Raw genomic sequence first — 25,959 nt, 5'->3', positions numbered from 1 at the left:
TTTATCCACTCCTTTTCTCTGCCATTAAGGCCAGTGCCTGCTCAACAGCACCGGAGGCAGTATCTGCATATGCGTCCGCTCCAATTTTAGTTACCCATTCAGCAGAGACAGGCGCCCCGCCAAACATGATTTTAAATTGATCACGAATACCTTCTTCTTTCAGCAGGCTGACGATATCCCTCTGAGCGGGCATAGTGGTAGTCATAAGAGCCGACCCGGCAATAATATCTACCTTATGCTGCTTGGCCTGTTTAATCACTTCTTCCACAGCCACATCCCGACCCAGGTCAATTACTTCGAAACCGGCGGCGGACATCATAGTTTTAACAATATTCTTACCAATATCATGTATATCCCCCTGTACGGTATGTATCAGCACTTTGCCTTGAGAGGCACTGCTTTTTTCCTCTTCAGACATTTCACCGAATATTATACCCATGGCTGTTTCAAAAGCTTCGGCGGCAAGCAATAACTGTGGAACAAAAACCTCTCCTTCATCAAAAAGATCGCCGATAACCTTCATTCCTTTGGACAAACCATCATTTACTGCCACTGTCGGTTCAATTCCGGCAGCTACCGCCTCATTAGCCGCTTCTGCCGCCAGATCGCTGTCTGTTTCTGCAATTGATCTTTTAAGTTTTTCTAAAATCTCACTCCGACTCACCCTCTTACCTCCTATTCTCCATTATTAAATTCCTCCAGGGCTACAAAAAAGCTTTTTAGGTTAGCTATGGGCACTTCCATAGGAAGATCACAGCCTGATGATAAAACAAAATGTTTGTAAGGTTTCATTTTTTCTAATAAATCTTTTGTAGTCTCCTTAATAAGTTCCTCTGTTCCTTCATTTAGTACCCTGGCCGGATCTATATTGCCGAATACCAGGTACTTTGGTGGAATTTGTGAAATAACATCAACCATTTGCACTGCGTTGCCGAAATGATAACCTTTAGCGCCTGTGCTAACCATGGAATCAACTAGTTTTTTTGTATTGCCGCAGTTATGCAGAACAACAAAAAAACCTTCATCTTGAACCGCATCGACAATTTCTTTTACATACTTAGAGGAAAACTCATCACAATGCTTAGGCGGCAAAAGACCTGCTGTCGGTTCAGCTATCAATATGCCGTTGGCTCCCGCTTCTTTAAACGCTTTGGCATAAGCTATCAGGTAACAGGTGCATTTTTCCAGCACTATGTGAACTGTTTGGCCATCCTTTATAGTTGCTTTAAGGGCACGCTCAATTCCCATCAAAACTCCCGCCAGGGAATAAGGTCCCAGCATGCCCCCAAAGGTGGGGCGGTCTGTAATATTCTGTGCCGCCAATCCGGCAGCCTTCACAAAAACCGGTCCTCGCCCGTCATTTACGGAAGGTACTTGCAAACTTTCTGCAGAAGCTCTGTCAAAGACAATTTCCCCGGTAATATGTGGTGCCTCAGTATCCGAAAAACTAACCCCACACCCAAAGGTTTCAGCTTCAGAGGTTAAATCCATACCAGTCATAGCACCAATCATGGCTGGAAATTCCGCTATAACATTTTTCATGTTTTCATAATGAGCCTCGGCATTATTGATTACCTCAATAACTCCTTTATTTATTGTAGGAAGACAGGGAAAAAACAGTATAGGCAAGTTCTTAACTTTTTCATCCTCAATAATATCCCCGGCCCATTTATCCATATTTATTTTCAATAACTATACCCCCTTTTCAGTATATTTTTATGTTAAGCAACCTAATATAAACAAAAAAACGCTTTTCAAGAGATTAATCTCCTGAAAAGCGTCATTGCCAACTGATACCACTTTGTATCCATTTTATAATAATCTTATCTTAATTTTTAGCCAATTAACCTTACAATATAATTATTACTGGATAGCCTGCTGCAGAAAGCTTCTTCGCCATATTTAAACAAACAGCTATCCATTTATTTATATCTTACATTTGAAAACAACTTTCTTGCTTGGCTTTATATTAGCATAGCTAATTGGCTAAGTCAACTACTTTTTGAAATTTAAACTACTGTTTTACTGTACATTTGTTATAGATATTATTAAAAAATTTTTATATAATAGTTTTGACGCTAAGATCACAAAGTATATTAAAATTGATGTCAATTACATAATCACTAAACAGGAATTACAAATAAAACAGCGAAGTTGTTAATTATGGCTGCAAATATAATAATATTCAGGTATGTAGGATAAAACCATACTGACCAATAAAGCAGCAAACCAGGGTATGAATTTAAAATAAGAATCTAAAGAAAAGGATGGTATAAATGCAACCTCTAGACAGCATTGATTTAGCTATTGTAAAAACCCTGCAAGAGAATGCCCGCTCCTCCTATCAAGATATAGCCACCCAGGTTGGTGTGTCACGGGTGACCATTAACGAAAGGATTCGCAAACTAATTGAAAATGGTGTTATCGAAGGCTTTCACGCTAGGATTAATGCTCAACGCATTGGATATCAAGTAACTGCTATTGTAGGCTTAACCACCGTTCAGGGCTGTGAGGCCTACCGTACCACCAAAGAATTACAGCAAATTGTTGAAGTGGAAGAAGTGCATGTTGTAACCGGACGCTACGATTATCTTGTTAAAGTAAGAGCACAGGACAATGAAGATCTCCTGCATATTCTTTTTAATAAAATCGACCAGGTATATGGCTTTCAACGGGCTGAGACTATGATGGTTCTCTCTTCACCTATAGAAAAGTGTGGTATAGATATACAACAAATACTTAATAATTCCCAAGCAGTGATTAAAGAATAATCCTTGTACATATTTTTATTTGCCAATTAAAATATGTACTCTTTAAATATATTAATCATACTGATAATCAAAGCTGTAAAAAGTCCGCAAAGAATAATTGCCAAACCAGCCAGGGAGCCCTGTTCGCTGTTTTCCTGGAGAGCCCGGCTGGTTCCTATGGCATGGGCAGCGCTGCCCATAGCCAGCCCTCTGGCAGTATTATCCCTAATACCGGTTAGAGTAAGAAATTCCGGGCCAATCAGGGCTCCCAAAATACCGGTTACAACAACAGCAGCAACCGTTAACGAGCCGATACCCCCGTATTTAGTGGCAATAGCCAGAGCTATTGGTGTAGTGGTTGATTTAGGCAAAAAAGAAAAGATAATTGATTGATTAATACAGAGCAGCTTGCCCAGAATATATACGGAAAAAACACCCGCAATGGCTCCGCAAAAGGAACCCAATAAAATGGGCCATACTCTACGCCGAATCATGGAAAAATCCCGGTATAAATTATAACCTAAAGCCAGTGTAGCAGGTCCCAAAAAAAATGAAATAAACCCTGTTGCTTTTTCATAGGTAATATAATTTATCCCTCTATTATACAAGAAAAGAATAATTATTAATGATGACAAAGGTACCGGGTGAAATAAGAGCAGCCTATATTTTTTATAAAAAGAAAGTGAGACAAAATAGCAGGCTAGTGTTAACCCCACAAGAAACAGTGGAGAAATAAAAAATTTATCCATAATAATCATCGGCCTTCTTTAAAAGATTTTTTATCCTGAACACGGATAAAATATTGTGTCATATGTCCTGTAATAAAAAGAACAATAAATGTACTTACTCCCACCAACAGTATCAATTGAGCCAGCTGATCCCTAACCAAACTCCAAACCCCTACAATTCCTACAGTCAAAGGAATAAAAAAAAGTGGCATGTGTTCCAGAAGTATTTGAACCGCCTCTTTAACCCTGCCATCAGCTAATATCCCTGTGGATAAAAAAAATGTTACCATAAGCATTCCTATCAAAGTACCTGGCAGCGGAAGATATAATACAGACACCAAAACTTCTCCCAAAAGCTGAAGCCAAATTAAAATACTAAAACCCAAAAAAAAGTCTTTCACGTTCATTCTCCTCGCATATAGAACATTGCTACATCATTTTAATTATACAGATATTGAGGAGTATAGCAACACATACCCTCAGTTGAATGTTTCATTATATAAAAACCAAACTTGTTATAAAATTTACTAAATGAAATGCTTATTGCTTAATTCAAGATTATACGTTTGCTCACTTACTTACAATTATTAATATTTTATGTTAAAATTAATGATAGGATATTTTGGGAGGTATTGACTTGAGCAAAGAAGAAGTTTCCCTAACCCCCGAAGAAGTCTCAGGCATATTAAAAATTGCAAAAAATACCGTATATGAGTTGATTAAACGAGGCGAACTTCCTGCTTACCGGGTGGGAAGAAAAATTAGAGTGGATTTAAAGGATGTTGAAAATTATAAAAAGCAGGGTAAAATAAATGAATTGCTGTCAGAAAGTCATATCCCGCAACATCAAAAAATTACCGGCAATCTAGCAGCTAAAAAGGGGTTTTTCACCGATGAAATTATTCCTGCATCTCAAGAGTTAGTCGTGTGCGGTCAAGATGTGCTTCTTGATATTTTAGCCCGTTACCTGGATCGCCACCCCAATGGAGCACGCAGTTTCCGTCATCATGTAGGAAGTTTTCCCGGTCTTTTAGCTCTCTATCAGGGTAAGGCTCATTTAGCCGCAATACATCTATGGGATGGTGAAAAAGATATTTATAATATTCCTTATGTGCGTCATTTAATGCCTGGCACACCGGCGGTAATAATTCACTTAGCTTGTCGCATGCAAGGTTTTTATGTAGCTCGAAACAATCCCAAACATATTAAAGATTGGCATGATTTAATTCGAACAGATATAGTTTTTATCAACAGAGAAAGAGGCAGCGGCACAAGAGTTCTTTTAGACGAACATCTTCACAGGTTGAAATTGGACAGGCAATTAATTAACGGTTATGATAAAGAAGATTATTCCCATTTGGCCATGGCTAGTGCTGTTGCCAGAGGCGAAGCTGATTTGGCTTTAGGTAACGAAAAAGTATCATTACAGGTAAGGGGTATTGATTTTATTCCTTTACAAAAGGAACGTTATGAAATGGTCATAAGAAAAGAAAACATGGAAAAACCCCTGTTTCAAGCAGTCCTTGAGATAATCAGATCCTCTGAATTTAAATCAGAACTACAGGGGTTGGGTGACTATGACTTAAACGAAACCGGGCTTATTGTGGCAGAAGTATAATGGTTAATCATGTTTAATCAAGTGAATTTTTTGTCCATTTAACAATAGTCCTATTTATCTACTAATAATGCTGCTATCTTATTAACCTGCCTGGTTAAATTCACTAAAAGATCAAAGGTTATTCACTTGCAATAGCAGAAATGACAATTCTAAATAATTTCCGGATAGACACGAACGAATGAACGCGAATGTTTAATATAAGTTTTAAAATCAAGTTAGCAGATGGTTAACAAAAAGGCCTCCCTTTTAAAGGAAGGCCTTAGCTTATTTATGTTTAATTGTTTTGTGTATTCACCTTCGATATCTCTTAATTTTTAAATGATATTAAAGCTATCATTGTATGAATTAAGCATAATGGACAATTCGCATTTGACGACCTACTATACTTTTGTCTTTCACCTGTGCGATTTAACCTTTCTTTCCATAATCTTTTCCTTGTCAGCAACCGTACCGATTATCAGTTCATTTTGAGGATTGTGCGAATTATACCGACGCTCAATAACGGCAGGATTGCCATTTGCGTAGCAGTACACACAGCCGTTTAAGCATGTGTTGTATGCACCGATATCAACGCTCTCCATACACCCGCAACCGGGGCGTTGATTTTTGTCAGGCAAAATGTTAAGTTTGCACCCGCAGACTTTTTCGAGCATTATTTTATCAATACAGCTCGCTTTTTCTATGCCGTATTGTATAAGACTGTCTTTCTCACAGCAGGCAACAACGCTCAATCCATAGGCTTTTGCAGTTTTGCCAATGAATTTGCTCAATTTGATGATTTCATCTGGAGTAATTTCGCGAATTAAATTTGTTTTCAACTTAGTATAAATGTCAACAAAGCTGATTATCAATGTTTCTGTATAGTCCGCAAGTTTGTCGCACATCCGCTCAAACTGCGCCCTATGGTATGCAATATCCAGCGTGCTGTTGAGTATTATCGGATCATAACGCCATATAATTTGTTTTTTGCCTATTTGCTTTGACAGTGCAATGAAGGTATCCTCAATTTCGGCTTTGCCGCGCAGATTTCGCTCAAGTGAGCGGTTATACGGTGTCAGTGTAAACTGAAAACAGTATTTATAACCCATGCCATCAAGCACACCGAGGTGCGGCATAATGTTTTTTGCGTCCTTCGTCCAGAAGACGATGCAGTCAACGATTTCGGGCGAGAGGGGTATACGCGAAAGCTGCGCGTGATTCATAGGATTGCGTGTTAAGACATATCCGGCTCTGATTCGGTTCATGAACCAGTCGGAATAAAAACACGGTATGTCTGTTCTTCGCGAGGCGGAGAGAATCATGTTTTTTTCTCCCTGTCCACAATTTCCTTTCCGGTATTTTTTTCTTGCGATACCGGCGGTCAGGTTTCCTCCTCCGCCAGCCTTTAATTTCTTCAAAGGCAGCATACGGGAAGCCCCACCCTGGTCTTGTTATATTTAGAATTGATACTCCGGCTATAGTTTTTTACAATTTAACCATTTTGTTATTGGATTAGCAGGTTCTATTTTTTAACAGAGCGATATCTAAAGAAAAAAGTAACTATTCAGCAAAATGTAATATGTGTTATATTTATTCTAATTAAGATGGTGAACCTGATGAGTTATCAGATTGGCTTTGTTGCTGCCGTGAGAAGTGTGTTTCTACCAATAAACGCTTCTATTAAGGTAATATGTGATTGTATAATTGAAAGATCTAGTGGTGACTTTACAAAAGTTCTCGGCCAAATTAATAATAGTAAAGTCAACTTCATTGTGGAAAAGAATAATGATGGTTGGCCATTAATAAACTTTAAATCCTTGTAGCTCTTGCACTAATCAATATATTCATATGTCGAACAATTCCTTCATATTAATCTCCAGACCTGATAAGAGTGGCGATACCAAAATATCATTTATGTTAAATGCTCCAAATAGGTTCCAGTTCATTTCTCCCGGTACAAAAATTTCTATGCATTTAATATCCGGGTCAACAATCCAATACTCCTTGACCCCATATTTGTAATATATCTTGCTTTTTTCTGTACGGTCATATATGGCAGTTGACGGTGAAAGTATCTCAATCAGCAAATCCGGTGTGCCTTGAATATTATTTTCAGTAATAATGTTCAGCCTATCCTTTGAAATAAATAAAATGTCCGGCTGTGGTTTTTCAGTGTGAGACAAAACAACATCCATCGGGGCGGTAATAACTCTGCCTAATTTATTTTTTCGTACATAATCCAGCAGTGTAGACGCTAATTCTAAACTAATTATTTGATGTTTAGACTTTGGAGAAGGTACCATAATCAACTTACCCCCGATTATCTCATATCGGTTATCGTCGTCCAATTTTAAGTAATCGTCGTAAGTGTACAGTGTTTCTTGCATTGGTTTCCCCTCCTTTGCATTTTTAAGAAATTATAACACAGTCCAGCCGGGAAGTCCTCAATATTTCATTTTCAAATATAATTTCCGATTCTTGTAACTATTTAGCAGGGAGTAGGGTGTGCTATGGTTATCCCAGCGTAGTGACTGGTTTCATTTGTTTATTCATGAAAAAAGGGAAGGTATTGCTTCATTTGAAGATTAGGATTAAATGGATCTTGGTTATTGTTAGTATTTTAATAGCTATTATGTCAGGTACAATATTACTCACAGATCAATACGTTCAGCGAATAGATTTGCAATATATTATGAGTCCTAACGAGGTTCCTAAAGCGATGTTATACTTATTCTGGAGGCATATGTTTTTCCTGACGTACAGTGTCTACTATGCTCAATGACCGGTTGACTGATACATGTGAACAAGGCTCTATTGATATTTTATTTAAGCAATTAAGGGAATCGGTAACTATGGAACCGTTTAAAATTTATTTCGTCTATTATGATCCGATTGCTAAAAAGGGATGGGTAAAACTAATATAAATAAGCAACACCAAGTTATTGGCATTGTGATAAAGTAGGTACATCTGCATGGAAAGTATCAACTCCATGGCTTAGAGTATCATCAACCAATATTTTCATGATTATTGGGCACCCAAAATACTAGATACAAATTACAGATATAGTACCAATATGTTCTATAGAAAGAATCAAATCATCCAAATACATTAAAAACAAAATCCTATAAACAATGGATTTTGTTTTTAGAGATTAGAAATTGGGCAGAGATTTAACCTATTGTTGATGTATTGCTTAAAAAAATATAAGACCCAAAACTCCTGTATTCTTAGGAGATTAATTAGGTCTTAGATTCCACGTCTTTCTTCATTAAATTACGAATATTAATTATAGGTAATATCAATGACTCTATATTAGCAGTTCGGGTGATATCAGCAATTGCTGATCTTAGGAATGGAAACATTGCGGCCGTTCCACTTGTCTCACAATATTTTCTAAACTCTTCAATAGGCATGCCGTCTTCGCCTGCAAATAGTCCAGTAACTGCAATATCTAAAAAAAAAGGGAACCTATTTTCCTCCGCATTGTCAAAAACAATCGCATTTATAGTTATTTTTCCTTTAGGTTTTTCACTATTAAATGCCATCTCAACTCGCAAATCAAAATCAATATCTATAGGCTCTTCAAATGTAAAACCAGAATTTAATTTAAAATTAATATAATCAACTTTATAATCAATAAACTTAAAAACACTAACTAACTGATTGTCCATTTCTAAGCCACCTTTAAATCAACCACAAAGTTATTTTTATTTGCGTCGGTTATTGAATGCGAATAAATACCTGCTGCTTCTTTATAGGATACAGACATGCTAAGACTAATTTTAAGTGAAGTATCCATCACAAAAGGACATTCATCTACTTCAACTATGCCCGCATCTATTAAAAGCATATCAAATTCTTCGTCTGATAAATTATTGAGCAAATCTATTACTTCTTCACTATACTTTTTAATGTCCATTATATGACACCTCCTCAATTGAGTCTTTACATATACACTCAGAATTTCTAACACATAATTGAATATGTATTGGTACAATGTTAGTTCTTTGTACAACGTAACCTTTAGGTACGGGAAATGGAGCTCTTATAATATCAAACGGTTTTAATTTATACATCGCATTAAATACAACGGCGTTCATTAGTTTTCTAGGACGACCATCTTTTCTTTTATGATATCTATCTTTAAATAGCTTTGCTATTTTTTGAAACTCTTCTACATGATCGGTTAAAGTTAAATCCCAAAACACATTACATACTATTTTACTTTTTAATATCGTCCAGTTAGTATATTTCTTTGCCTTAACACAATAATAATATGCTTGTTTAATATCCTTTTCAAAGAAATATACACCTTCACCTAACCATTCTTCATCATCCATTGAATATTTAAAATATCTCGTTTTTATTATTTCTTTAGCGTTTTCTGCAGTAGTACCATGAAACCCAATAAAAGTTTCAGCCATTATGATTCTTTCCTCTTTTATTAATTATAATACTATTAAACAAAGTATTATAGAATAGTTTTTTTAAATGTACTATTCACTATGAACTTAGATTCTACTAATTCAACAAAAATTCCTGCTGCCTAAATAAAATTTTGGAAAATATTTTTAAACTTTCCTTAAGCACAAATCCCCATAGAAACACCCCAAGAGCAAATAAAATGTCCCACCCTGGTACGCATTATTAATAGTCAAAACGAGGCGAATTATTAGCCTTCAAATGGGAGGATATTGACTTTAAGAATAATATTCATAAGTATTAAAAGGACTCTGGCCCATGTCACCTTTCCGGATGAAAAAACATCCAAGCTAATATTTTCTGAACCTAATATAGAAAAGGGTAAACATGAAATTCCATTATTACCAGGTATATTACAGAAGATTAAAAACCATAAAGCCCGGCAAGCACAAGAAAAGCTGCCCCTGGGTGAAGCGTATCATGATAACGATCTGGTATTTGCCACGGTGGAAGGCAAACCAACTGAACCCCGGAATTTTTTCCGGCTGCATACTAAAATATTAGAAAGAGCAGGTTTGCCTCATATTAAGTTTCACACGCCATGCGACACACTTTTGCAACGTTAATGCTGGAGGCCAGGGAAGAGCCTAAAGTCCTGCAGGAAATACTGGGACATGCTAAAATATCCACAACGTATGATATTTATTGTAAGACCAATAAAGCAATGAAAACAGAGGCACTCAAGGTTATTGAAAATATATTGTTCTCCGATGTGGTATCTAAAAAATAGCAAATAAAAAAACCTTCCGGCAATACCTGAAAGGTTATTCTTAACCTGCCCTTGAGCAGGATTTTTTGTTTTCAGTTTCACTGTCAAATTCGTTTTTACTGTCAGGCTCCTAACTTCTGAACCCTTGATTTAGTTGGAGCGGGTGACGAGACTCGAACTCGCAACCCCCAGCTTGGGAAGCTGGTGCTCTACCGTTGAGCTACACCCGCTAAGTGAGAATTATTATACCACACAATTAATAAAAGTCAAGATATACTCCGGTTGAATTTTTATACTTCATATCTTCTTAACAAAGCTGAGCGTACAAGCTTTATATAGTGATAAGATATATCTTCCGGCAGATTATCTTTTATTATTTTAAGCTGAGACATTAATCCGAATTTTTCTATTACCAGGTAAATCTGCTTTCTGACTTCCCAGGACAATAGCTCAGCCAATTCCAGTTTTCCCTCACTGACCAGTTGTTCAAGATAAGTCTCTACAGTGGATACAGCTCTGCCTGTTTCCTGAGCTATATTTTCAATACTATAACCACTCCGGCAAAGTTCTTTTACTTTATTAAGCAATATCTCTTTTGTAGCAGTCGAATCAATATTAGCCTGCTGATCCGTTCCTGTATATTTAGCAACTATATTTAAAATATCTTGCCCATGAGCAGCAACCTTTTTCTCACCCATACCATTAATTAATAATAATTGAGCATTGCTGGAAGGCTGCATAAGAGCAATTTCCTCCAACACACGGTCATGGAAATAGACATAAGGTGGTTTTTGCTCCTGCTGAGACAACTTCAACCGGTAATTTTTCAACTCTGAAATTATTTTCATCCCTGTATCGTCAATCAGTCCTGCCGTTTTCTCCTGCTGCGGTGCCGCATCCTCCCATACAGGTAAGGTTTTTTTATTCTCTAAAGCATTTTTACCCTTTTCAGTTAACATTAAAACCGGGTATTCACTGCCTTGCTGCATTAAATAACCGTCACCCAACAAACTATCAATCAATCTCATTATTTTGTTCCGGTTAAAGGAAGACATTTGACCATAACAAGGGACTTTATCATAAGAAAAGCTAATAATATCTTTTGCTTTAGATCCTTTTAAAATATCGGCCAGTTTAGAACGCCCAACATTACGGGTTAATATCTTAACACATTTTAAAACTTCGATAGGCAAAGTAGACTCGACAAGATTCAGCCGTTTTGCTCTATCGCATGCATCACAACAATTATCATGCTTAAATTGTTTTTGCTCACCAAAATAATTTAAAAGTATCTCTCTGCGGCAGCTGCTGCCGTTTATCCAATTAACTACAGCATTTAATTTTTCTTTACGGAAATTTATTCTCTCTTCTGCCTCTGCCATAACCTCTTTCATTATATCCGGTGTAGCTTTAACCACGCCTGCTTCCAGAATTAAATTATCCTGGTCTTTGTCCGCCAGCTTAATCAATTGTCTTCTTTCCAACATGCTTACCAGCAGGCGCTGTTTTGTTTCATTGAGATTATGTTCTTCCAAATGGTATATAGGTATTACAGATGTACCGTTTTGCATATATTCCTTCAAAGCACGCCAGAAAACCACTAGATCATCTCTTTTTATAACATCGTTATCAATAATCCACTCCTGTAATTGCTTGTCTTTAGCTGCATAAATCAGCGTACAGCGGGAGGGCAGATTATCTCTTCCCGCGCGTCCAATCTCCTGATAATAAGCCTCTAAAGAAGCCGGCAGACAATAGTGAATAACAAACCTGATATTGGGTTTATCAATACCCATTCCAAAAGCATTTGTAGCCACAACGGTATTTATTTTACCCCCTAAAAAATCCTCCTGCACTCTGCTGCGCTCATCTTTATTCAATCCCGCATGATAACAGGCTGTTTTTATCCCCAAATGACGCGCCAGCCAAACTGACAACCATTCACTGTCCTTTCTGGTAGCCGCATAGATAATACCGTTATCTCTCTGGTTTTTTAATGTTTCTCTCAAAGCAGGCAGCTTATCTTTTTCTTTATCTACTCTTATAATTTCCATATAAAGGTTAGGGCGATCACTACCGCTATTAATTAATTTCGCTCTTGGAATATCCAGATAGTGCAGTATATCCTGTTGTACCATGGGAGTGGCAGTCGCAGTTAAAGCCAGAATTGTCGGGCGGTAATTAAGATTTTGATAAAAATCCTTGATATTAAGATAATCAGGCCTAAAATCATGTCCCCATTGGGATAGGCAATGAGCTTCGTCTATTACCAAAAGATCTAATTTAATTCTGGATAACTGTTCAATAAATCTACTGTTTCTCAATCTTTCCGGAGCTATATAAACTAACTTATAATTGCCTTGACTTATACCGGTCATTCTTTCCTGGTAATCAATAAAATCTATTTGGCTGTTAATTAATGTTACCTGATCCAGGTTTTTTGCCCATAAGGAATCAACCTGATCTTTCATCAAAGCTACTAAAGGAGATATAACAAGAGTTGTTCCTGACAACATAAAGGCTGGAAGTTGGTAGCATAATGATTTACCTTGTCCTGTTGGCATTACTGCCAAAACATCTTGCTTATTTAATACATATTCTATAACTTCTCTCTGTCCGGCCCTGAATTGCTCAAAATTAAAATATTTTTTTAGAGCGGCTTTCAACTCCATATCTTTACCTCCGCAATTGCCAGCACTAAACTCTTTATAATATATTAAGTATAAAAAAGAGGTCTTGCCTGTTAAAGCAAAACCTCTCTTAAAATGGTGACCCCACCGGGATTCGAACCCGGGTTACCGCCGTGAAAGGGCGGTGTCTTAGACCGCTTGACCATGGGGCCTGGTGGTGACCCATCCGCGACTCGAACGCGGGACACCCTGATTAAAAGTCAGGTGCTCTACCGACTGAGCTAATGGGTCAATGGGTCACACCTCACGATTAAGATAATACTACAAAAGTGGCAGGCTTGTCAACTATATTTTTTATATTAAATCTTGATTGAAAAAGACCGGTAAAAAACTGGATTTTACTGTTAATAACTACTTAAAATAATTCATGTACAATAATGGTTTGATCACGTTTCATACCAACACCTATAACAGCTACAGGCACACCGGCCAGTTCTGCAATTCTATTTAAGTATCTCTGTGCATTCACCGGCAGATCAGCAAAATTTTTTATTTGAGAAATATCTTCCTGCCAGCCAGGCATTTCTTCATAAACCGGCTCGCATTTAGTAAGAGTTTTTAAGCTGCAGGGAAAATCTTTTAATATTTTATCCTCAAATTTATAGCCAGTACAAATCTTCAATTTTTCCAAACCGGTTAATACATCCAACTTAGTTACAGCCAGGAAGGTTAAACCGTTAATTCGCACGGCATAGCGAGTAATTACAGCATCATACCAGCCACATCTTCTAGGCCTGCCGGTTGTAGTGCCAAACTCACGCCCGTTCTGCCTGATCATTTCCCCCAGATTATCCATTAATTCAGTAAGGAAGGGACCTTCACCAACACGGGTAGTATATGCTTTAACCACACCAAGAATTTTATTTATTTTCGTCGGTCCTACACCTGCACCCAGACAGGCTCCGGCTGCTACAGGATTAGACGATGTAACATAGGGGTATGTTCCATGATCTAAATCTAAAAGTGTACCTTGAGCACCTTCAAATAAAACATTTTTTCCCTCATCAATAACGTCATTTATCAAAAGCGATGTATCAGTTACATATTTACGCAAATTATCGGCATATTGCTTTGCTATTTTAAATACTTCATTAAAATTAAAACTTTCATGATCATAAACTTTAGTAAGTATTTTATTTTTAGTTTTTATATTCATTTCCAGTATTTCTGCTAATCTGTCTTCTTCCATCAGATCTATAATTCTAACACCTACACGGGCTGATTTATCCATATAAGTTGGACCAATACCACGGCATGTTGTACCGATCTTATTCTTGCCCTTACTATCTTCTTCAGCTTTATCCAATTCCCTGTGATAAGGCAAAATCACATGAGCCCTGGTACTTATGCGAAGATTATCAGTATTTATACCGCGTTCTTGTAAGCCCTTTATTTCTTCCATTAGTACCGAAGGATCAATTACCACACCATTACCAATCAGGCATAGTTTATCTTTATACAAGATACCTGAGGGAATCAAATGCAGTTTAAACTCATCATCACCCACAACTACTGTATGCCCTGCATTATTACCACCCTGATAACGAACTACCATATCAGCTCTTTCAGACAGATAATCGGTTACCTTGCCTTTTCCTTCATCACCCCACTGGGCACCTATAAGAACAACTGTTGACATTTATAATCCCCCTATATTATACAGTATTCCTTATTTATTTTGATTTATCCTTTTTAATATTTGTCTGGCTGCCAAAACACCCGCAGCAGATGCCTGAGCTAATCCCCTGGTAACTCCCGGGCCGTCACCGGCAGCAAATAAGTTATTTATAGGTGTTTCCAGTAAATTATTTAAATCTAAACGAGATGAATAAAATTTTACTTCTACCCCATACAAAAGAGTATATCGGGAATACACTCCGGGCGCTATTCTGTCCATAGCTTTCAACATTTCTAAAATACTGGTTAACTGCCTGTAAGGAAAAACAAAACTTAAATCACCCGGTTTAGCTTCTTTTAAAGTTGGTTCTACCGGGCATCTCTCTAATTTATCTTGTGTTGTACGGCGTCCATTTAATAAATCTCCCAGGCGTTGAATTATTACACCACCACTTAAAAGATTGGCCAGGGCTGCTACATTTTTACCATAAGTAATAGGTTCTTTAAAAGGTTCGGTAAACTTATTGCTAACCAATATGGCAAAGTTTGTATTTTTTGTTTTCTTGTAAGCATGTGAATGGCCATTAACTGTAATTAGTCCATCGTTATTTTCTAAAACAACTTCACCATAAGGGTTCATGCAAAATGTACGGACCGGATCTTCAAAAGTTTTCGAGTGATATATAAATTTTGATTCATAAAAAATTTCTGTTAATGGTTTCATAACGGAATGCGGCAATTCTACCCTAACACCTATATCAACAGGATTAACAGCGGTTTTTATGCCCAATCTGTCTGCTTCAGCAGAAAGCCAGGAAGAACCCTCCCTTCCCGGAGCCAGAATGACATAACCACTCTCATAAACATTACCATCAGCTGTTTTTATCCCTGTTACTGTTTTATCTTCTGTCAAGACTGATTCTACAGAACAATTTGTAAGAACTTCTACACCGCTTGATAATAAGTGTTCTTTCATAGCCAGTAATATTTGCATGCATCTTCCTGTACCAAGATGGCGAATTAATATAGGCACGAGTTTTAAACCGGCTAAAACAGCTTTTCTCTGAAATGTTTGATTCTCGTCCTCATTATCACCACCGTACACTTTATCAGGAGCACCAAACTTCACATATATACTATCCACATACTCTATTAATTGAACCAGTTCATTAACACCGATATACTTATCCAGCGTGCCTCCAACTTCAGTAGACAGAGTAAGTTTACCGTCACTGAAAGCACCGGCGCCACCCCAACCACATACTATTGAACAGGGAGAACACTGTGCACAGCTTATATTCTTTTCCTTGGAAATACATTTTCTATTTACTAAATCTCTACCCTTTTCAACTATCAGTATTCGTAAATCAGATTGATTCTTTATCAACTCTAGAGCACTGAAAATACCGGCGGGTCCGGCCCCTACAATTATCACATCATATTTTTTTGGGGCAATAATAATCCCCTCCTATGCTGCACCAATGCATAAAATAAACTCAAACAACCTTTTAATTGACTGGTTTGAGTCTAATAATAAAATTTATGCATCTGTACTATATTTTAAACAAGAAATATTGCACCTGCTTAAAAATGATCATACAACAAGTTCATTTTAGCAAAAGAATATTAAATTGTCAATAAAATTTACACTTATAAAATTAACATATTTTCAGAACTAGAAATAATATAGTAGTAAATATTTATTTATAACTTTTAATTCCCAGGACAACAAAAAACGAGCTATAAAGCTCGTTATTATTTGTTTGGCATTAGCTGTTTCCTGAAACAGCTGTAAGATTTTTGTCTTCCAAAGCAGTTCTGATTATACCCTCAATTACTTGAGAAATAGTTAATCCTGTTCTCTGGCATATTTTCTTAATCTGCTCAACAGTATGATCATTAGCAACAATATCTACTTTTTGATAGTCATTAATATTAACAATCTTTCTTTGAGCAATTTTCTGTAAATTATTCTTAAGTGAACTTTGCAAAATAAATACCTCCATTATTATAAATTATTGTTATTGATTATTACAAGGTAAAGATATAAAAATTATTTTACCTTTATTTTATATACGGAGAAAAGAAAAATATTATGTATTTATCATACATGTTAATTATTATTTTCACACAATAATAATTCTCTAAACAGTCTATAAAAACCCTTCAGATATATTAACTAAGACTGTCGAATTAAATAAAGCATTCGACATTAGTTTTAAAAGAATAGTTTCTATAAAAAAATCAATATATATTTATAAAAACCAATAAACAATAATTATAAGAATATAGAGTTTTGTTTATTTAAAATTTATATTAAAAGGTGTAAATGCAGAAAATCAAAATTCAACATTTTCAATGCGCAGCGATTATTATGTCAAAATAAAATAAAAAACCTCTTAATAAAAAGAGGTTTTTTATTCAACATCGGCATCTACTTCTGCATTCACTTTGGCTATTGTCGCCACACTGTCACCGGAAGATAATTTCATTAAAGTTACACCTTGAGTCGCCCTGCCTGTAGTTGAAATTTCATTTACCTTCATGCGGATTATAATCCCTTCAGAGCTAAGCATCATTATTTCTTCATCTGGTTTAACCACCAATAGAGAAACAACTGGGCCATTGCGATCCGAAATTTTTACATTAATTATTCCTTTACCGCCTCTTGTCTGTAAACGGTACTCAGATATAGGTGTTTTCTTACCAAAACCATTTTTAGTAACTACCAGCAAATCCCCTTCATTTCTAACAGTATCCATACCTACTACAAAATCACCTTCAATTAGACCTATACCCCTTACACCTTTAGCTATACGTCCCAGTTTACGTACATCATCTTCAGAAAACCTGATAGCCAGCCCTTTTTGTGTTCCAATAATAATCTCTTCCTGACCGTTGGTTAACCTGACATCTACCAAGTCGTCATGATCATCCAGAGTTAGGGCAATAATACCGTCTCGCCTTGAAGTGTCAAATTCATTAAGAGAAGTCTTTTTCACAATACCATTCTTAGTACACATAAAAAGGAATTCATCTTTATTAAACTCTTTTACCGGTATTACAGTTGTTACTTTTTCTTCAGTTCCGACAAAGAGTAAATTTATAATAGCAGTACCTTTTGATTGGCGACCGGCTTCAGGAATTTCATGTACCTTTAAACGGTATACTTTACCTTTATTAGTGAAGAATAAAATATAATGGTGAGTGGAAGTAATAAATAAATGCTTCAGAAAATCTTTCTCTTTTACTCCCATAGCTGAAATGCCGCGTCCGCCTCTTTTTTGGCTACGATAAGTATCCAGAGGCAGTCTTTTAATATAACCGTTTCTGGTTATAGTAATTACCATATCTTCTTCAGCTATTAAATCTTCAACGTCAAAGGCAGTGTCTTCATCACTTATTACAGTACGTCTTTTATCAGCATATTTTTTCCTGATTTCCAATAACTCATCTTTAATAATAGCTAAAATTTTTCCTTCATCAGAGAGAATTGCTTCCAAATAAGCTATCTTTTCCATCAGATCCCGGTATTCTTGTTCCAGCTTTTCTATTTCTAAGCCGGTTAAACGTTGTAGTCTCATTTCCAAAATAGCCTGGGCCTGAATCTCTGTTAAAAGAAATTTTTCAACTAAGCCCTGCTTGGCAATTTCAACCGTTTGCGAAGATCTAATAGTATTAATAACTTCATCCAGGTTAGCCAGTGCAATTCTTAAACCTTCTACAATATGAGCTCTGGCCTCAGCTTTTTTCAAATCAAAGGTAGTACGGCGGATTATAATATCTTTCTGATGCTCCAGATAATAATAAAGCATATCCCTCAAATTCAAAACATTAGGTCTTCCGTCAACCAGTGCCAGCATGATTACACCAAAGCTATCTTGCATTTTAGTATGTTTGTATAATTGATTTAAAACAAGCTGCGGGTAAACATCTCTCTTTAATTCTATAACTATACGCATACCCTTGCGATCTGATTCATCACGCAAATCAGAAATACCCTCTATCTTTTTATCCCTTACTAATTCAGCTATTTTTTCAATTAAACGGGCTTTGTTAACCTGATAAGGTATTTCATTAACAACTATTCTGTTTTTACCGCCACTCATTTCTTCTATTTCGGCTTGAGCACGTATTTTTATGGAACCCCTGCCTGTGGTATAAGCCGATATTATACCCTGTACACCCATTATTTTACCGGCAGTAGGAAAATCGGGACCCTTTACTGCTTTCATTAATGTCCTGGAATCGGCTTCCGGGTTATCCACCAGCATTATAACACCATCTATTACTTCAGCAAGATTATGTGGTGGTATATTTGTAGCCATGCCTACGGCAATACCGGAGGAACCATTGATTAGTAAATTTGGTACCCTGGCCGGCAAAACAGTTGGTTCCTCTATACTCTCATCATAATTAGGAATAAAGTCCACCGTTTCTTTTTCAATATCAGTGAGCATCTCTGTAGCAATCTTAGTCATACGAGCTTCTGTATAACGCATAGCCGCTGCAGAATCGCCATCTACCGAACCAAAGTTGCCGTGACCGTCCACCAGGGTATAACGAATAGAAAAACTTTGTGCCATACGTACTAAAGCATCATAAACAGCCACATCACCATGCGGGTGATACTTGGCCAGTACTTCACCTACAATATGAGCGCACTTTTTATGAGCTTTATCAGGAGTCATTCCTAAACCATGCATAGCATAGATAATTCTCCTGTGTACAGGCTTTAAACCATCTCTGACATCAGGCAGGGCCCGTCCGACTATAACGCTCATAGCATAATCCATATAAGAGTTCTTCATTTCGTCTTTCAAGTTAATCGGTACAACTTTACCGGCAGACAAATTTAAGTCACCTCAAATTCATAGGTTTTTACCAAATATCATAATCTATATATCAAGGTTTCTTACATCATGAGCATGCTTATTAATAAAGCTTCTTCTTGGTTCAACTCTGTCACCCATTAAAGTATCAAATATCTTATCCGCCTCCGCGGCATTTTCCAATTCAACCATGAGAATAGTTCTGTTCTCCGGGTCCATAGTAGTATCCCAAAGCTGTTGAGCATCCATTTCACCAAGACCTTTATAACGCTGAATACTTATACCGTTACGGCCAACTTCTTTTAATTTATTTTCTAAATCCCTGTCACTGTATAAATAAATCTCCATTTTTCCCTTTTTTAAACGATATAAAGGAGGTTGGGCTATAAATATATAACCGGCTTCTATTAATGGGCGCATATACCGGTAAAAAAAAGTCAACAAGAGAGTTCTGATATGCGAACCATCTACATCAGCATCAGTCATTATGATCAATTTATGATAGCGTGCTTTGGTTATATCGAAATCTTCCCCTATCCCAGTGCCTAAAGCTGTAATCATAGCCCTTATTTCATCATTATTTAAAATTTTATCCAGGCGAGCCTTTTCCACATTTAATATTTTTCCTTTTAAAGGTAATATAGCCTGAAATTTTCTATCTCTGCCTTGCTTGGCTGAACCTCCGGCTGAATCACCCTCCACCAGATACAGTTCACTCTCACTAGGATCCCGATTAGAACAATCAGACAATTTTCCCGGTAAAGTTGAAGATTCCAAGACATTTTTACGCCTGGTTAATTCCCTGGCTTTACGCGCAGCTTCTCTGGCCCGGAAAGCTGATATTGACTTTTCAATAATTTTTTTAGAAACAGCAGGATTTTCTTCTAAAAATGTACTGAGTCCTTCCGCAACCACGGAATCAACTATACCTCTTACCTCACTGTTGCCCAGTTTACCCTTGGTTTGTCCTTCAAATTGGGGTTCAGGCACCTTAATGCTAATAACTGCAGTAAGTCCTTCCCTGATATCTTCACCTGATAAATTACCTTCATTATTTTTAATTAAATTATTCTTCTTAGCATAATCATTAATAACTCTGGTTAATGCCGATCTAAAACCGGCCTCATGTGTTCCACCGTCTATTGTATGTATATTATTTACATAAGAAAATAAATTTTCAAAATAGGCATCAGTGTACTGCATAGCTACTTCTACCATAACATGATCTTTTTCTCTCACAAAATAGAGAGGTGCTTCCGGCAACAAAATTTTATCCTGATTTATATGGGCAACAAAATCTTTAATGCCACCTTCATACATATATGAAAATTCCAGGTTATTTATAAAATCCTTTAAATATATCTTCACCCTGCTGTTTAAATAAGCTAATTCTTGCAACCGCTGCTCCAGTGTTTCACGACTAAATATTACATCTTCAAATATTTCTTCATCCGGGGAAAAAGTAATTTTCGTCCCGGTAAAACTGCTGTCTCCTACAATTTTTAAGTCGCTAACCGGGATTCCTCTTTCATAACGCTGAAAAAAAATCTTTCCCTGCCGCCTTACTTCCACTTCCAACCATTTAGAAAGAGCATTAACTACTGATACCCCCACTCCGTGAAGACCACCGGATACCTTATAACCACCCCCGCCAAATTTACCACCGGCATGCAGTGTAGTCATAACCAGTTCTACAGCCGAGTTACCTGTTTTTGAGTGTATATCTACCGGTATACCTCGCCCGTTATCAGTAACAGTAATTGAGTTATCCTCATTAATAAATACTTCTATATGATCGCAATAACCGGCCATTGCCTCATCAATACTGTTATCAACAACTTCATATACCAAATGATGCAAACCCTTAGCACCGGTACTGCCTATATACATACCCGGCCTGCGGCGTACAGCCTCCAGTCCTTCTAAGACCTGTATTTCTTCAGCACCATACCTTTCGGTAATCCGCTCTGGCAATTTAAGAACCCCCTGTTAATTATTGCTCCGACATTTAATTTTATAATAAAAATGTATAATAATCAAATGATATTTTATCTACATAACAATAATTATAAATATTTATATATAAATTACTATATTAGTTTATCCAGTTTTACTATTTCATGAACATATTAAAAATATGTTCATAATTTTTATAATCTTCTAGAGTAATAAAAAGGTATGGATTAAGATTTAAATCTTAATCCATACCTTTTTTGTAAATTCTATTTTATTGATTCAAAAATATTTTCCGCTCGTTTCTTTAAAGTAGCACAAGAAATAGGTGACATATAAACATTTTTGCTAGTAATAACAACTGATTTAACTTTTTCAGCTATTACTTTAGTGAAACCTTCATCCTCGGATATCTGTAAAAACTCTCTGGTAACGGAAGATCTCTTTGTACGAATATCGATTATCATAATTACATCTTTTTTTGGTATAACAATATCTGCACCGAGATGTAAAAACATCTATAATTCCTCCTCACAAACTAAACCGCTGCGTACATTAAATATTGCATTCTTTTTTATATTAATTAAATTTTTCTCAGTATTAGCCATACCGGTTGAAGTTATAAATACCTGAACATCCTTATTTAATAAATCAAAAATATATTTTTGTCTTTTACTGTCCAATTCAAAAAAAACATCATCCAGCAATAGTACCGGTACATCGTTTAACTCGCAACTCCAAAGATTTATTATAGCAAATTTCAAGGTTAAAATAATAGTTCTTTGTTGTCCTTGCGAACCAAAATCCGTAATATTTTTATTATTAATCAAAAAAACCAGATCATCACGATGAGGTCCAACTGTTGTCTGGCCTTTTAAGTAATCTTGCTGCCTGTTTTTTAATATTACCTCTCTAAACTGGTCATATATTAGTTCTTCCCTGAAATTGCTGTTTAAATTCAGGCTTGATCTGTACCTTATTGTTAATTTTTCTTTATCTGATGTTATTTGATTATGAATCTGCTGAGCCATTGGGATTAATTTCTTTAAAATTTCCATTCTGGCCATTAAGATTTTAGCACCATAACTAATTAATTGATTGTCCCAAAGTTCCAGTAAATCAAAAGTATCAGCTTGTTTTTTTTCTTTTAACTCTTTTAGAAGATTATTGCGCTGGAGCAGTACTTTTTGATAGTTGACAAAATAATATTTATATTGGGGATAAAAACTTGCTAATTCCAAATCCAAAAACCGTCTTCTCTCTTTAGGTGAGCCTTTTATTATTGATAACTGATCAGGAGTAAATACTATAGTGCCAAAATTAGTAGCAAGTTCAGGTTTACTGGTAGTGGAATTGTTTATCTTAATAATTTTTGGCTTTGTTCTGCTTAAACTTATATCAATTGAATAGTTTTGGTTATAAGCTTTCAACTCAGTTTTTAATTTAGATTGCTCAGAATCAAAATTTATAATTTCTTTTTCATGTGAAGTTCGAAAAGATCTTCCTTGCAATAAAAAACATATAGCTTCCAGTATATTAGTTTTACCCTGGGCATTATCACCTATAAAAATATTTAAGTTTTCCTTGGGCTTTATATGCAAACTTTTGTAGTTGCGAAAATTATTAATAAATAATTCTTTTATTCGCAAACCAATTATTACCTCTCAATTAATTATTCTGTACTATTGACATGGTAAAGAATATCTCCTACTTGTACAATATCACCATTTTTCAAATTTCTTCCCCTTTTAATTTCGATACTTTGATTAACCTTTACACCACCTGAAGTTATAAGAATCTTAGCTTGTCCACCAGTGGAAACAATAGTGGCCCATTTTAAAAACTGATCTAATCGTATAGGGCCTTTAACTTTTATCTGCTTATTCAGTCTAAATCACTCCAGACTTTAAGGTCTTACCGGCAATAAAATTGATAAGTAGTTTCTGTCTTCTGTTCTCAATAAACAAGGATTAATAGGTCCCGATAATTCGAGATAAATTTCTTCTGAATCTACAGCTTTAAGCGCATCCATCAAATACTTACTGTTAAAATAAATTTGTAAAGCTTCTCCTTCAAAAAAGACCGGTATTTCTTCATATATGTGACCTGCTTCATTATTCGATGAAATGACTATAAAATCACTATTCTCGCAATCTATTCTTATATGTTGAGATATTGAACTGCTTAAAAGAGAAGCCCTTTCTACAGATTGTATAAAATCACTTAACTTAATTTTAATTTTAGCAATTATGTCTTTGGGTATAACATGATGATAATTTGGATACTGTCCTTTAATTAGCCTGGATATTATATTTATTTCATTAAGCAAAAAGAAAATTTGATTTTCAGTAACGGTAATCTTTATTTCTTCATCTTGTGTTGAGTTTAATATTTTTAATAGTTCACTCAGCGTTTTGCCTGGTACTATAATACCGGGCAATTCCTGCTTAATTAGGGGCAAATGTTCTGTAATCATAGCTAATCTGTGCGTATCAGTTGCTACCATTTTAAATTCCTGTTCTAATATTTGAAAATGAATGCCGGTAAAAACAGGTCTGTTTTCATCTGTACCTGTGGCAAAAATAGTTTGTCTTAACATTTTTTTAAAAATGCTAGTGGAAATTAAAAAAGTAAAACCGTCGTTTAAAGGTGGAAGCATCGGGAATTCATCTGCCGCAAAGCCGTGTATATTAGCCTGTGAATTTTTATATTTTATAGTAATTGAATTCAAATAATCGTTGCTTTCAAACTCAATAACAGTATCAGGAAGTCTTCTTATAATATCAATTATATATTTCGACGGTAAAACAATTTCTCCTGTTTCTATAACTTTTACAGGCAAAAAGCATTCTATACCTAGTTCAAGATCTGTTGCCCTTACAATTAATGTATTGTCATAGGCTTTGAATAAAATTCCCGATAAAATTGGCAAAAGGCTTTTTGGGGAAACAGCTTTTTGTACAGTTTGAATTGCATAAAGAAGATTGTCTTTTGTACTGATGAATTTCATAATTTCCCCTCCTTTTTGTTTATTATTATTGTTATTTTTATAAAAATATAATTACTTTAGTAGTAGTAATGGCTGTGTTTTTGTTGAAAAAGCTAATTAGAGCAGTAAAATTAAGGTTTATTACTGTTTACAATACTTTAATTAATCTTTGGACAAATATTTAAAATAAATTTTTTAAAAAAATTTATACAAGTAATTAACAAAATCAACAACCTGTTATTATTGCAGCTTGTTTATAAGCTCTTTTAGTGTATTTTCTAATTTCCCATCCTTTTTAATTTGTTCTTTAATTTTTTCATGAGCGTGCAAAACTGTAGTATGATCACGTCCGCCAAAGGCTTCACCTATTTTAGGCAGTGAAAGGTCAGTTAGCTCTCTGGCTAAATACATAGCGATTTGCCTGGGATGTGAAATTGTTCTGCTTCTGTTTTTTGCCTTTAACTCTTCACTTTTTATTTCAAAATGTTCCGCTATAGATTTTTGAATTAATTCTACAGTTATTTGTTTTGTTTTTGGATTTAAAATATCTTTTAAAACCTGTTCAGCCAGTTCCACGTTCATCTCTTTTTTTGTAAAAGATGCATAGGCAATAATCCTGATTAAACACCCTTCCAGTTCACGTATATTGGATTTTATTTTTGTCGCAATAAAATTTATTACTTCATCCGGAATATAAAGCTTGTCTACTTGAGCTTTTTTTCTTAGGATGGCTATTCTGGTTTCATAGTCAGGAGCTTGTATATCTGTTATTAGACCCCATTCAAAACGAGATCTCAATCTGTCTTCCAGTGTAGGTATTTCTTTGGGTGGACGGTCGCTGGAAATAATAATTTGTTTATTTGCCTCATACAATGTATTAAAGGTATGAAAGAATTCCTCCTGAGTTCTTTCTTTACCAGCCAGAAACTGAATATCATCAATAAGCAGTATATTCATGCTGCGGTATTTATTACGGAATTTTATGGTTTGATCATCGCGAAAAGAATTAATTAGTTCATTGGTAAACTTTTCAGAAGTTACATAAACAACTTTTGAACCGGTACCCTGGGTTAAAATATAATGCGCTATAGCGTGCATTAGGTGAGTTTTGCCTAAACCCACTCCTCCATAGATAAATAAAGGGTTGTATGATTTTGCGGGTGATTCTGCAACTGCAAAACAGGCTGCATGAGCAAACCTGTTGCTGTCACCTACTACAAAAGTATCAAATGTATATTTTGATTTGATATGGTTGGTGTTATACTCAATATCCTCTTTAGCTTCCTCAACCTTTTCTAAGCTGTGTTGGGATAAGTAATTTTCCACTTCAGCGGCGAGAATAAATTGGATATCAGTATCAGTTTTTAATACATTTCTTAAATTAGACTTTAATAAAGGATAGTAACGGTCATTAATCCAGTCCTTAGTAAAGTTGTCAGACACCTCAATGGTTAGAACATTATTATGCAGTCCAATGGGGTTGAGTGAATTTATCCACAAGTCATAGGATTGTTGTGACACTTTATTCTTTATAGAAATGAGTAATTCTTCCCAAATATTCTTGACATTAGTATTTTTCAATGGTGGATAACCCCCTAATTCTATTTAAAA

Annotated in this window: 24 protein-coding genes and 3 tRNA genes; 4 read left to right on the top strand and 23 right to left on the bottom strand. The window is 35.7% G+C overall.

The window, feature by feature from the left end; translation table 11 throughout:
* Nucleotide 1 precedes the first annotated feature (1 nt).
* Both DTOX_RS00135 and DTOX_RS00130 read right to left on the bottom strand, forming a co-directional pair.
* Nucleotides 2-664 carry a corrinoid protein gene (locus DTOX_RS00135; RefSeq protein ID WP_012813440.1) on the bottom strand — a complete coding sequence of 221 codons (663 nt, stop codon included), beginning with the start codon at nt 662-664 and terminating at the stop codon, nt 2-4.
* Between the two features lie 11 nt (nt 665-675).
* Complete coding sequence (locus tag DTOX_RS00130) at nt 676-1,689, bottom strand: uroporphyrinogen decarboxylase family protein (protein ID WP_012813439.1); 1,014 nt, start codon at nt 1,687-1,689, stop codon at nt 676-678.
* 587 nt (nt 1,690-2,276) lie between these two features.
* Here DTOX_RS00130 and DTOX_RS00125 point away from each other — a divergent pair.
* Nucleotides 2,277-2,771 carry an Lrp/AsnC family transcriptional regulator gene (locus DTOX_RS00125; RefSeq protein WP_012813438.1) on the top strand — a complete coding sequence of 165 codons (495 nt, stop codon included), beginning with the start codon at nt 2,277-2,279 and terminating at the stop codon, nt 2,769-2,771.
* 26 nt (nt 2,772-2,797) lie between these two features.
* Here DTOX_RS00125 and DTOX_RS00120 read toward each other — a convergent pair whose 3' ends face one another.
* Both DTOX_RS00120 and DTOX_RS00115 read right to left on the bottom strand, forming a co-directional pair.
* On the bottom strand, nt 2,798-3,499 hold the full coding sequence (locus DTOX_RS00120; RefSeq protein ID WP_012813437.1) for an LrgB family protein: 702 nt from the start codon (nt 3,497-3,499) through the stop codon (nt 2,798-2,800).
* A 5-nt stretch (nt 3,500-3,504) separates the two neighbouring features.
* Nucleotides 3,505-3,879: a CidA/LrgA family protein gene (locus DTOX_RS00115; RefSeq protein ID WP_012813436.1), complete on the bottom strand. Its 375-nt coding sequence runs from the start codon at nt 3,877-3,879 to the stop codon at nt 3,505-3,507.
* 236 nt (nt 3,880-4,115) lie between these two features.
* Here DTOX_RS00115 and DTOX_RS00110 point away from each other — a divergent pair, with 236 nt between their 5' ends.
* The gene (locus DTOX_RS00110) at nt 4,116-5,096 is read left to right on the top strand and encodes a helix-turn-helix transcriptional regulator (protein WP_012813435.1); all 981 of its coding nucleotides are present in this window, start codon (nt 4,116-4,118) and stop codon (nt 5,094-5,096) included.
* A gap of 395 nt (nt 5,097-5,491) precedes the next feature.
* Here DTOX_RS00110 and DTOX_RS00105 read toward each other — a convergent pair whose 3' ends face one another.
* The 5 genes from DTOX_RS00105 to DTOX_RS21135 form a co-directional block, all read right to left on the bottom strand.
* Nucleotides 5,492-6,502 (bottom strand): DUF1848 domain-containing protein, encoded by a 1,011-nt coding sequence (locus tag DTOX_RS00105; protein ID WP_242652495.1) that lies wholly within the window; start codon nt 6,500-6,502, stop codon nt 5,492-5,494.
* A 417-nt stretch (nt 6,503-6,919) separates the two neighbouring features.
* Nucleotides 6,920-7,462: a Uma2 family endonuclease gene (locus DTOX_RS00095; protein ID WP_012813433.1), complete on the bottom strand. Its 543-nt coding sequence runs from the start codon at nt 7,460-7,462 to the stop codon at nt 6,920-6,922.
* Nucleotides 7,463-8,315: 853 nt separating this feature from the next.
* Nucleotides 8,316-8,747 carry a protein-export chaperone SecB gene (locus tag DTOX_RS00085; protein WP_012813431.1) on the bottom strand — a complete coding sequence of 144 codons (432 nt, stop codon included), beginning with the start codon at nt 8,745-8,747 and terminating at the stop codon, nt 8,316-8,318.
* Between the two features lie 2 nt (nt 8,748-8,749).
* Nucleotides 8,750-8,995 (bottom strand): hypothetical protein, encoded by a 246-nt coding sequence (locus DTOX_RS00080; RefSeq protein WP_012813430.1) that lies wholly within the window; start codon nt 8,993-8,995, stop codon nt 8,750-8,752.
* Entirely contained in the window at nt 8,985-9,500 is a 516-nt protein-coding gene (locus tag DTOX_RS21135) for a hypothetical protein (protein ID WP_012813429.1), read from the bottom strand. The genes DTOX_RS00080 and DTOX_RS21135 overlap by 11 nt, the downstream gene beginning before the upstream one ends.
* 270 nt (nt 9,501-9,770) lie before the next feature.
* Between DTOX_RS21135 and DTOX_RS21130 the strand changes: the two genes are divergently transcribed.
* Both DTOX_RS21130 and DTOX_RS21835 read left to right on the top strand, forming a co-directional pair.
* Nucleotides 9,771-10,124: a hypothetical protein gene (locus DTOX_RS21130; protein WP_052292884.1), complete on the top strand. Its 354-nt coding sequence runs from the start codon at nt 9,771-9,773 to the stop codon at nt 10,122-10,124.
* Nucleotides 10,100-10,288, top strand: coding sequence for a tyrosine-type recombinase/integrase (locus DTOX_RS21835; protein WP_083773326.1), 189 nt, complete (start codon nt 10,100-10,102; stop codon nt 10,286-10,288). Before DTOX_RS21130 ends, DTOX_RS21835 begins: the two co-directional genes overlap by 25 nt.
* A gap of 134 nt (nt 10,289-10,422) precedes the next feature.
* On the opposite strand, the gene DTOX_RS00065 is transcribed toward DTOX_RS21835, so the two are convergent.
* The 14 genes from DTOX_RS00065 to dnaA form a co-directional block, all read right to left on the bottom strand.
* Nucleotides 10,423-10,497, bottom strand: a tRNA-Gly gene (locus tag DTOX_RS00065).
* 60 nt (nt 10,498-10,557) lie between these two features.
* Nucleotides 10,558-12,939, bottom strand: coding sequence for a RecQ family ATP-dependent DNA helicase (locus DTOX_RS21125; protein ID WP_012813428.1), 2,382 nt, complete (start codon nt 12,937-12,939; stop codon nt 10,558-10,560).
* 94 nt (nt 12,940-13,033) lie between these two features.
* Nucleotides 13,034-13,109 (bottom strand) — tRNA-Glu (locus tag DTOX_RS00055).
* A 3-nt stretch (nt 13,110-13,112) separates the two neighbouring features.
* A tRNA-Lys gene (locus tag DTOX_RS00050) sits at nt 13,113-13,188 on the bottom strand.
* Nucleotides 13,189-13,312: 124 nt separating this feature from the next.
* Nucleotides 13,313-14,596 carry an adenylosuccinate synthase gene (locus tag DTOX_RS00045; RefSeq protein ID WP_012813427.1) on the bottom strand — a complete coding sequence of 428 codons (1,284 nt, stop codon included), beginning with the start codon at nt 14,594-14,596 and terminating at the stop codon, nt 13,313-13,315.
* A gap of 30 nt (nt 14,597-14,626) precedes the next feature.
* The gene (locus DTOX_RS00040; RefSeq protein WP_012813426.1) at nt 14,627-16,009 is read right to left on the bottom strand and encodes an NAD(P)/FAD-dependent oxidoreductase; all 1,383 of its coding nucleotides are present in this window, start codon (nt 16,007-16,009) and stop codon (nt 14,627-14,629) included.
* 334 nt (nt 16,010-16,343) lie between these two features.
* On the bottom strand, nt 16,344-16,565 hold the full coding sequence (locus tag DTOX_RS00035; RefSeq protein ID WP_012813425.1) for a hypothetical protein: 222 nt from the start codon (nt 16,563-16,565) through the stop codon (nt 16,344-16,346).
* Between the two features lie 426 nt (nt 16,566-16,991).
* Entirely contained in the window at nt 16,992-19,427 is a 2,436-nt protein-coding gene (gyrA, locus tag DTOX_RS00030; protein ID WP_012813424.1) for a DNA gyrase subunit A, read from the bottom strand.
* A gap of 45 nt (nt 19,428-19,472) precedes the next feature.
* Nucleotides 19,473-21,380: a DNA topoisomerase (ATP-hydrolyzing) subunit B gene (gene gyrB, locus DTOX_RS00025; protein ID WP_012813423.1), complete on the bottom strand. Its 1,908-nt coding sequence runs from the start codon at nt 21,378-21,380 to the stop codon at nt 19,473-19,475.
* A 248-nt stretch (nt 21,381-21,628) separates the two neighbouring features.
* On the bottom strand, nt 21,629-21,877 hold the full coding sequence (gene remB, locus DTOX_RS00020; RefSeq protein WP_012813422.1) for an extracellular matrix regulator RemB: 249 nt from the start codon (nt 21,875-21,877) through the stop codon (nt 21,629-21,631).
* A complete protein-coding gene (recF, locus tag DTOX_RS00015; protein WP_012813421.1) occupies nt 21,878-23,008 on the bottom strand; it encodes a DNA replication/repair protein RecF in 1,131 nt (376 codons plus the stop codon). It abuts the gene before it with no gap.
* 23 nt (nt 23,009-23,031) lie between these two features.
* Nucleotides 23,032-23,217, bottom strand: coding sequence for an RNA-binding S4 domain-containing protein (locus DTOX_RS21830; protein WP_340140026.1), 186 nt, complete (start codon nt 23,215-23,217; stop codon nt 23,032-23,034).
* A 48-nt stretch (nt 23,218-23,265) separates the two neighbouring features.
* A complete protein-coding gene (gene dnaN, locus DTOX_RS00010) occupies nt 23,266-24,369 on the bottom strand; it encodes a DNA polymerase III subunit beta (RefSeq protein ID WP_012813419.1) in 1,104 nt (367 codons plus the stop codon).
* Between the two features lie 219 nt (nt 24,370-24,588).
* A complete protein-coding gene (gene dnaA / locus DTOX_RS00005; RefSeq protein ID WP_012813418.1) occupies nt 24,589-25,929 on the bottom strand; it encodes a chromosomal replication initiator protein DnaA in 1,341 nt (446 codons plus the stop codon).
* Nucleotides 25,930-25,959 lie beyond the last annotated feature (30 nt).

It is taken from the genome of Desulfofarcimen acetoxidans DSM 771, assembly GCF_000024205.1.
In the GTDB taxonomy this organism is placed as follows: Bacteria; Bacillota; Desulfotomaculia; order Desulfotomaculales; family Desulfofarciminaceae; genus Desulfofarcimen; species Desulfofarcimen acetoxidans.
This window is presented reverse-complemented; position numbering and strand designations above follow the sequence as displayed.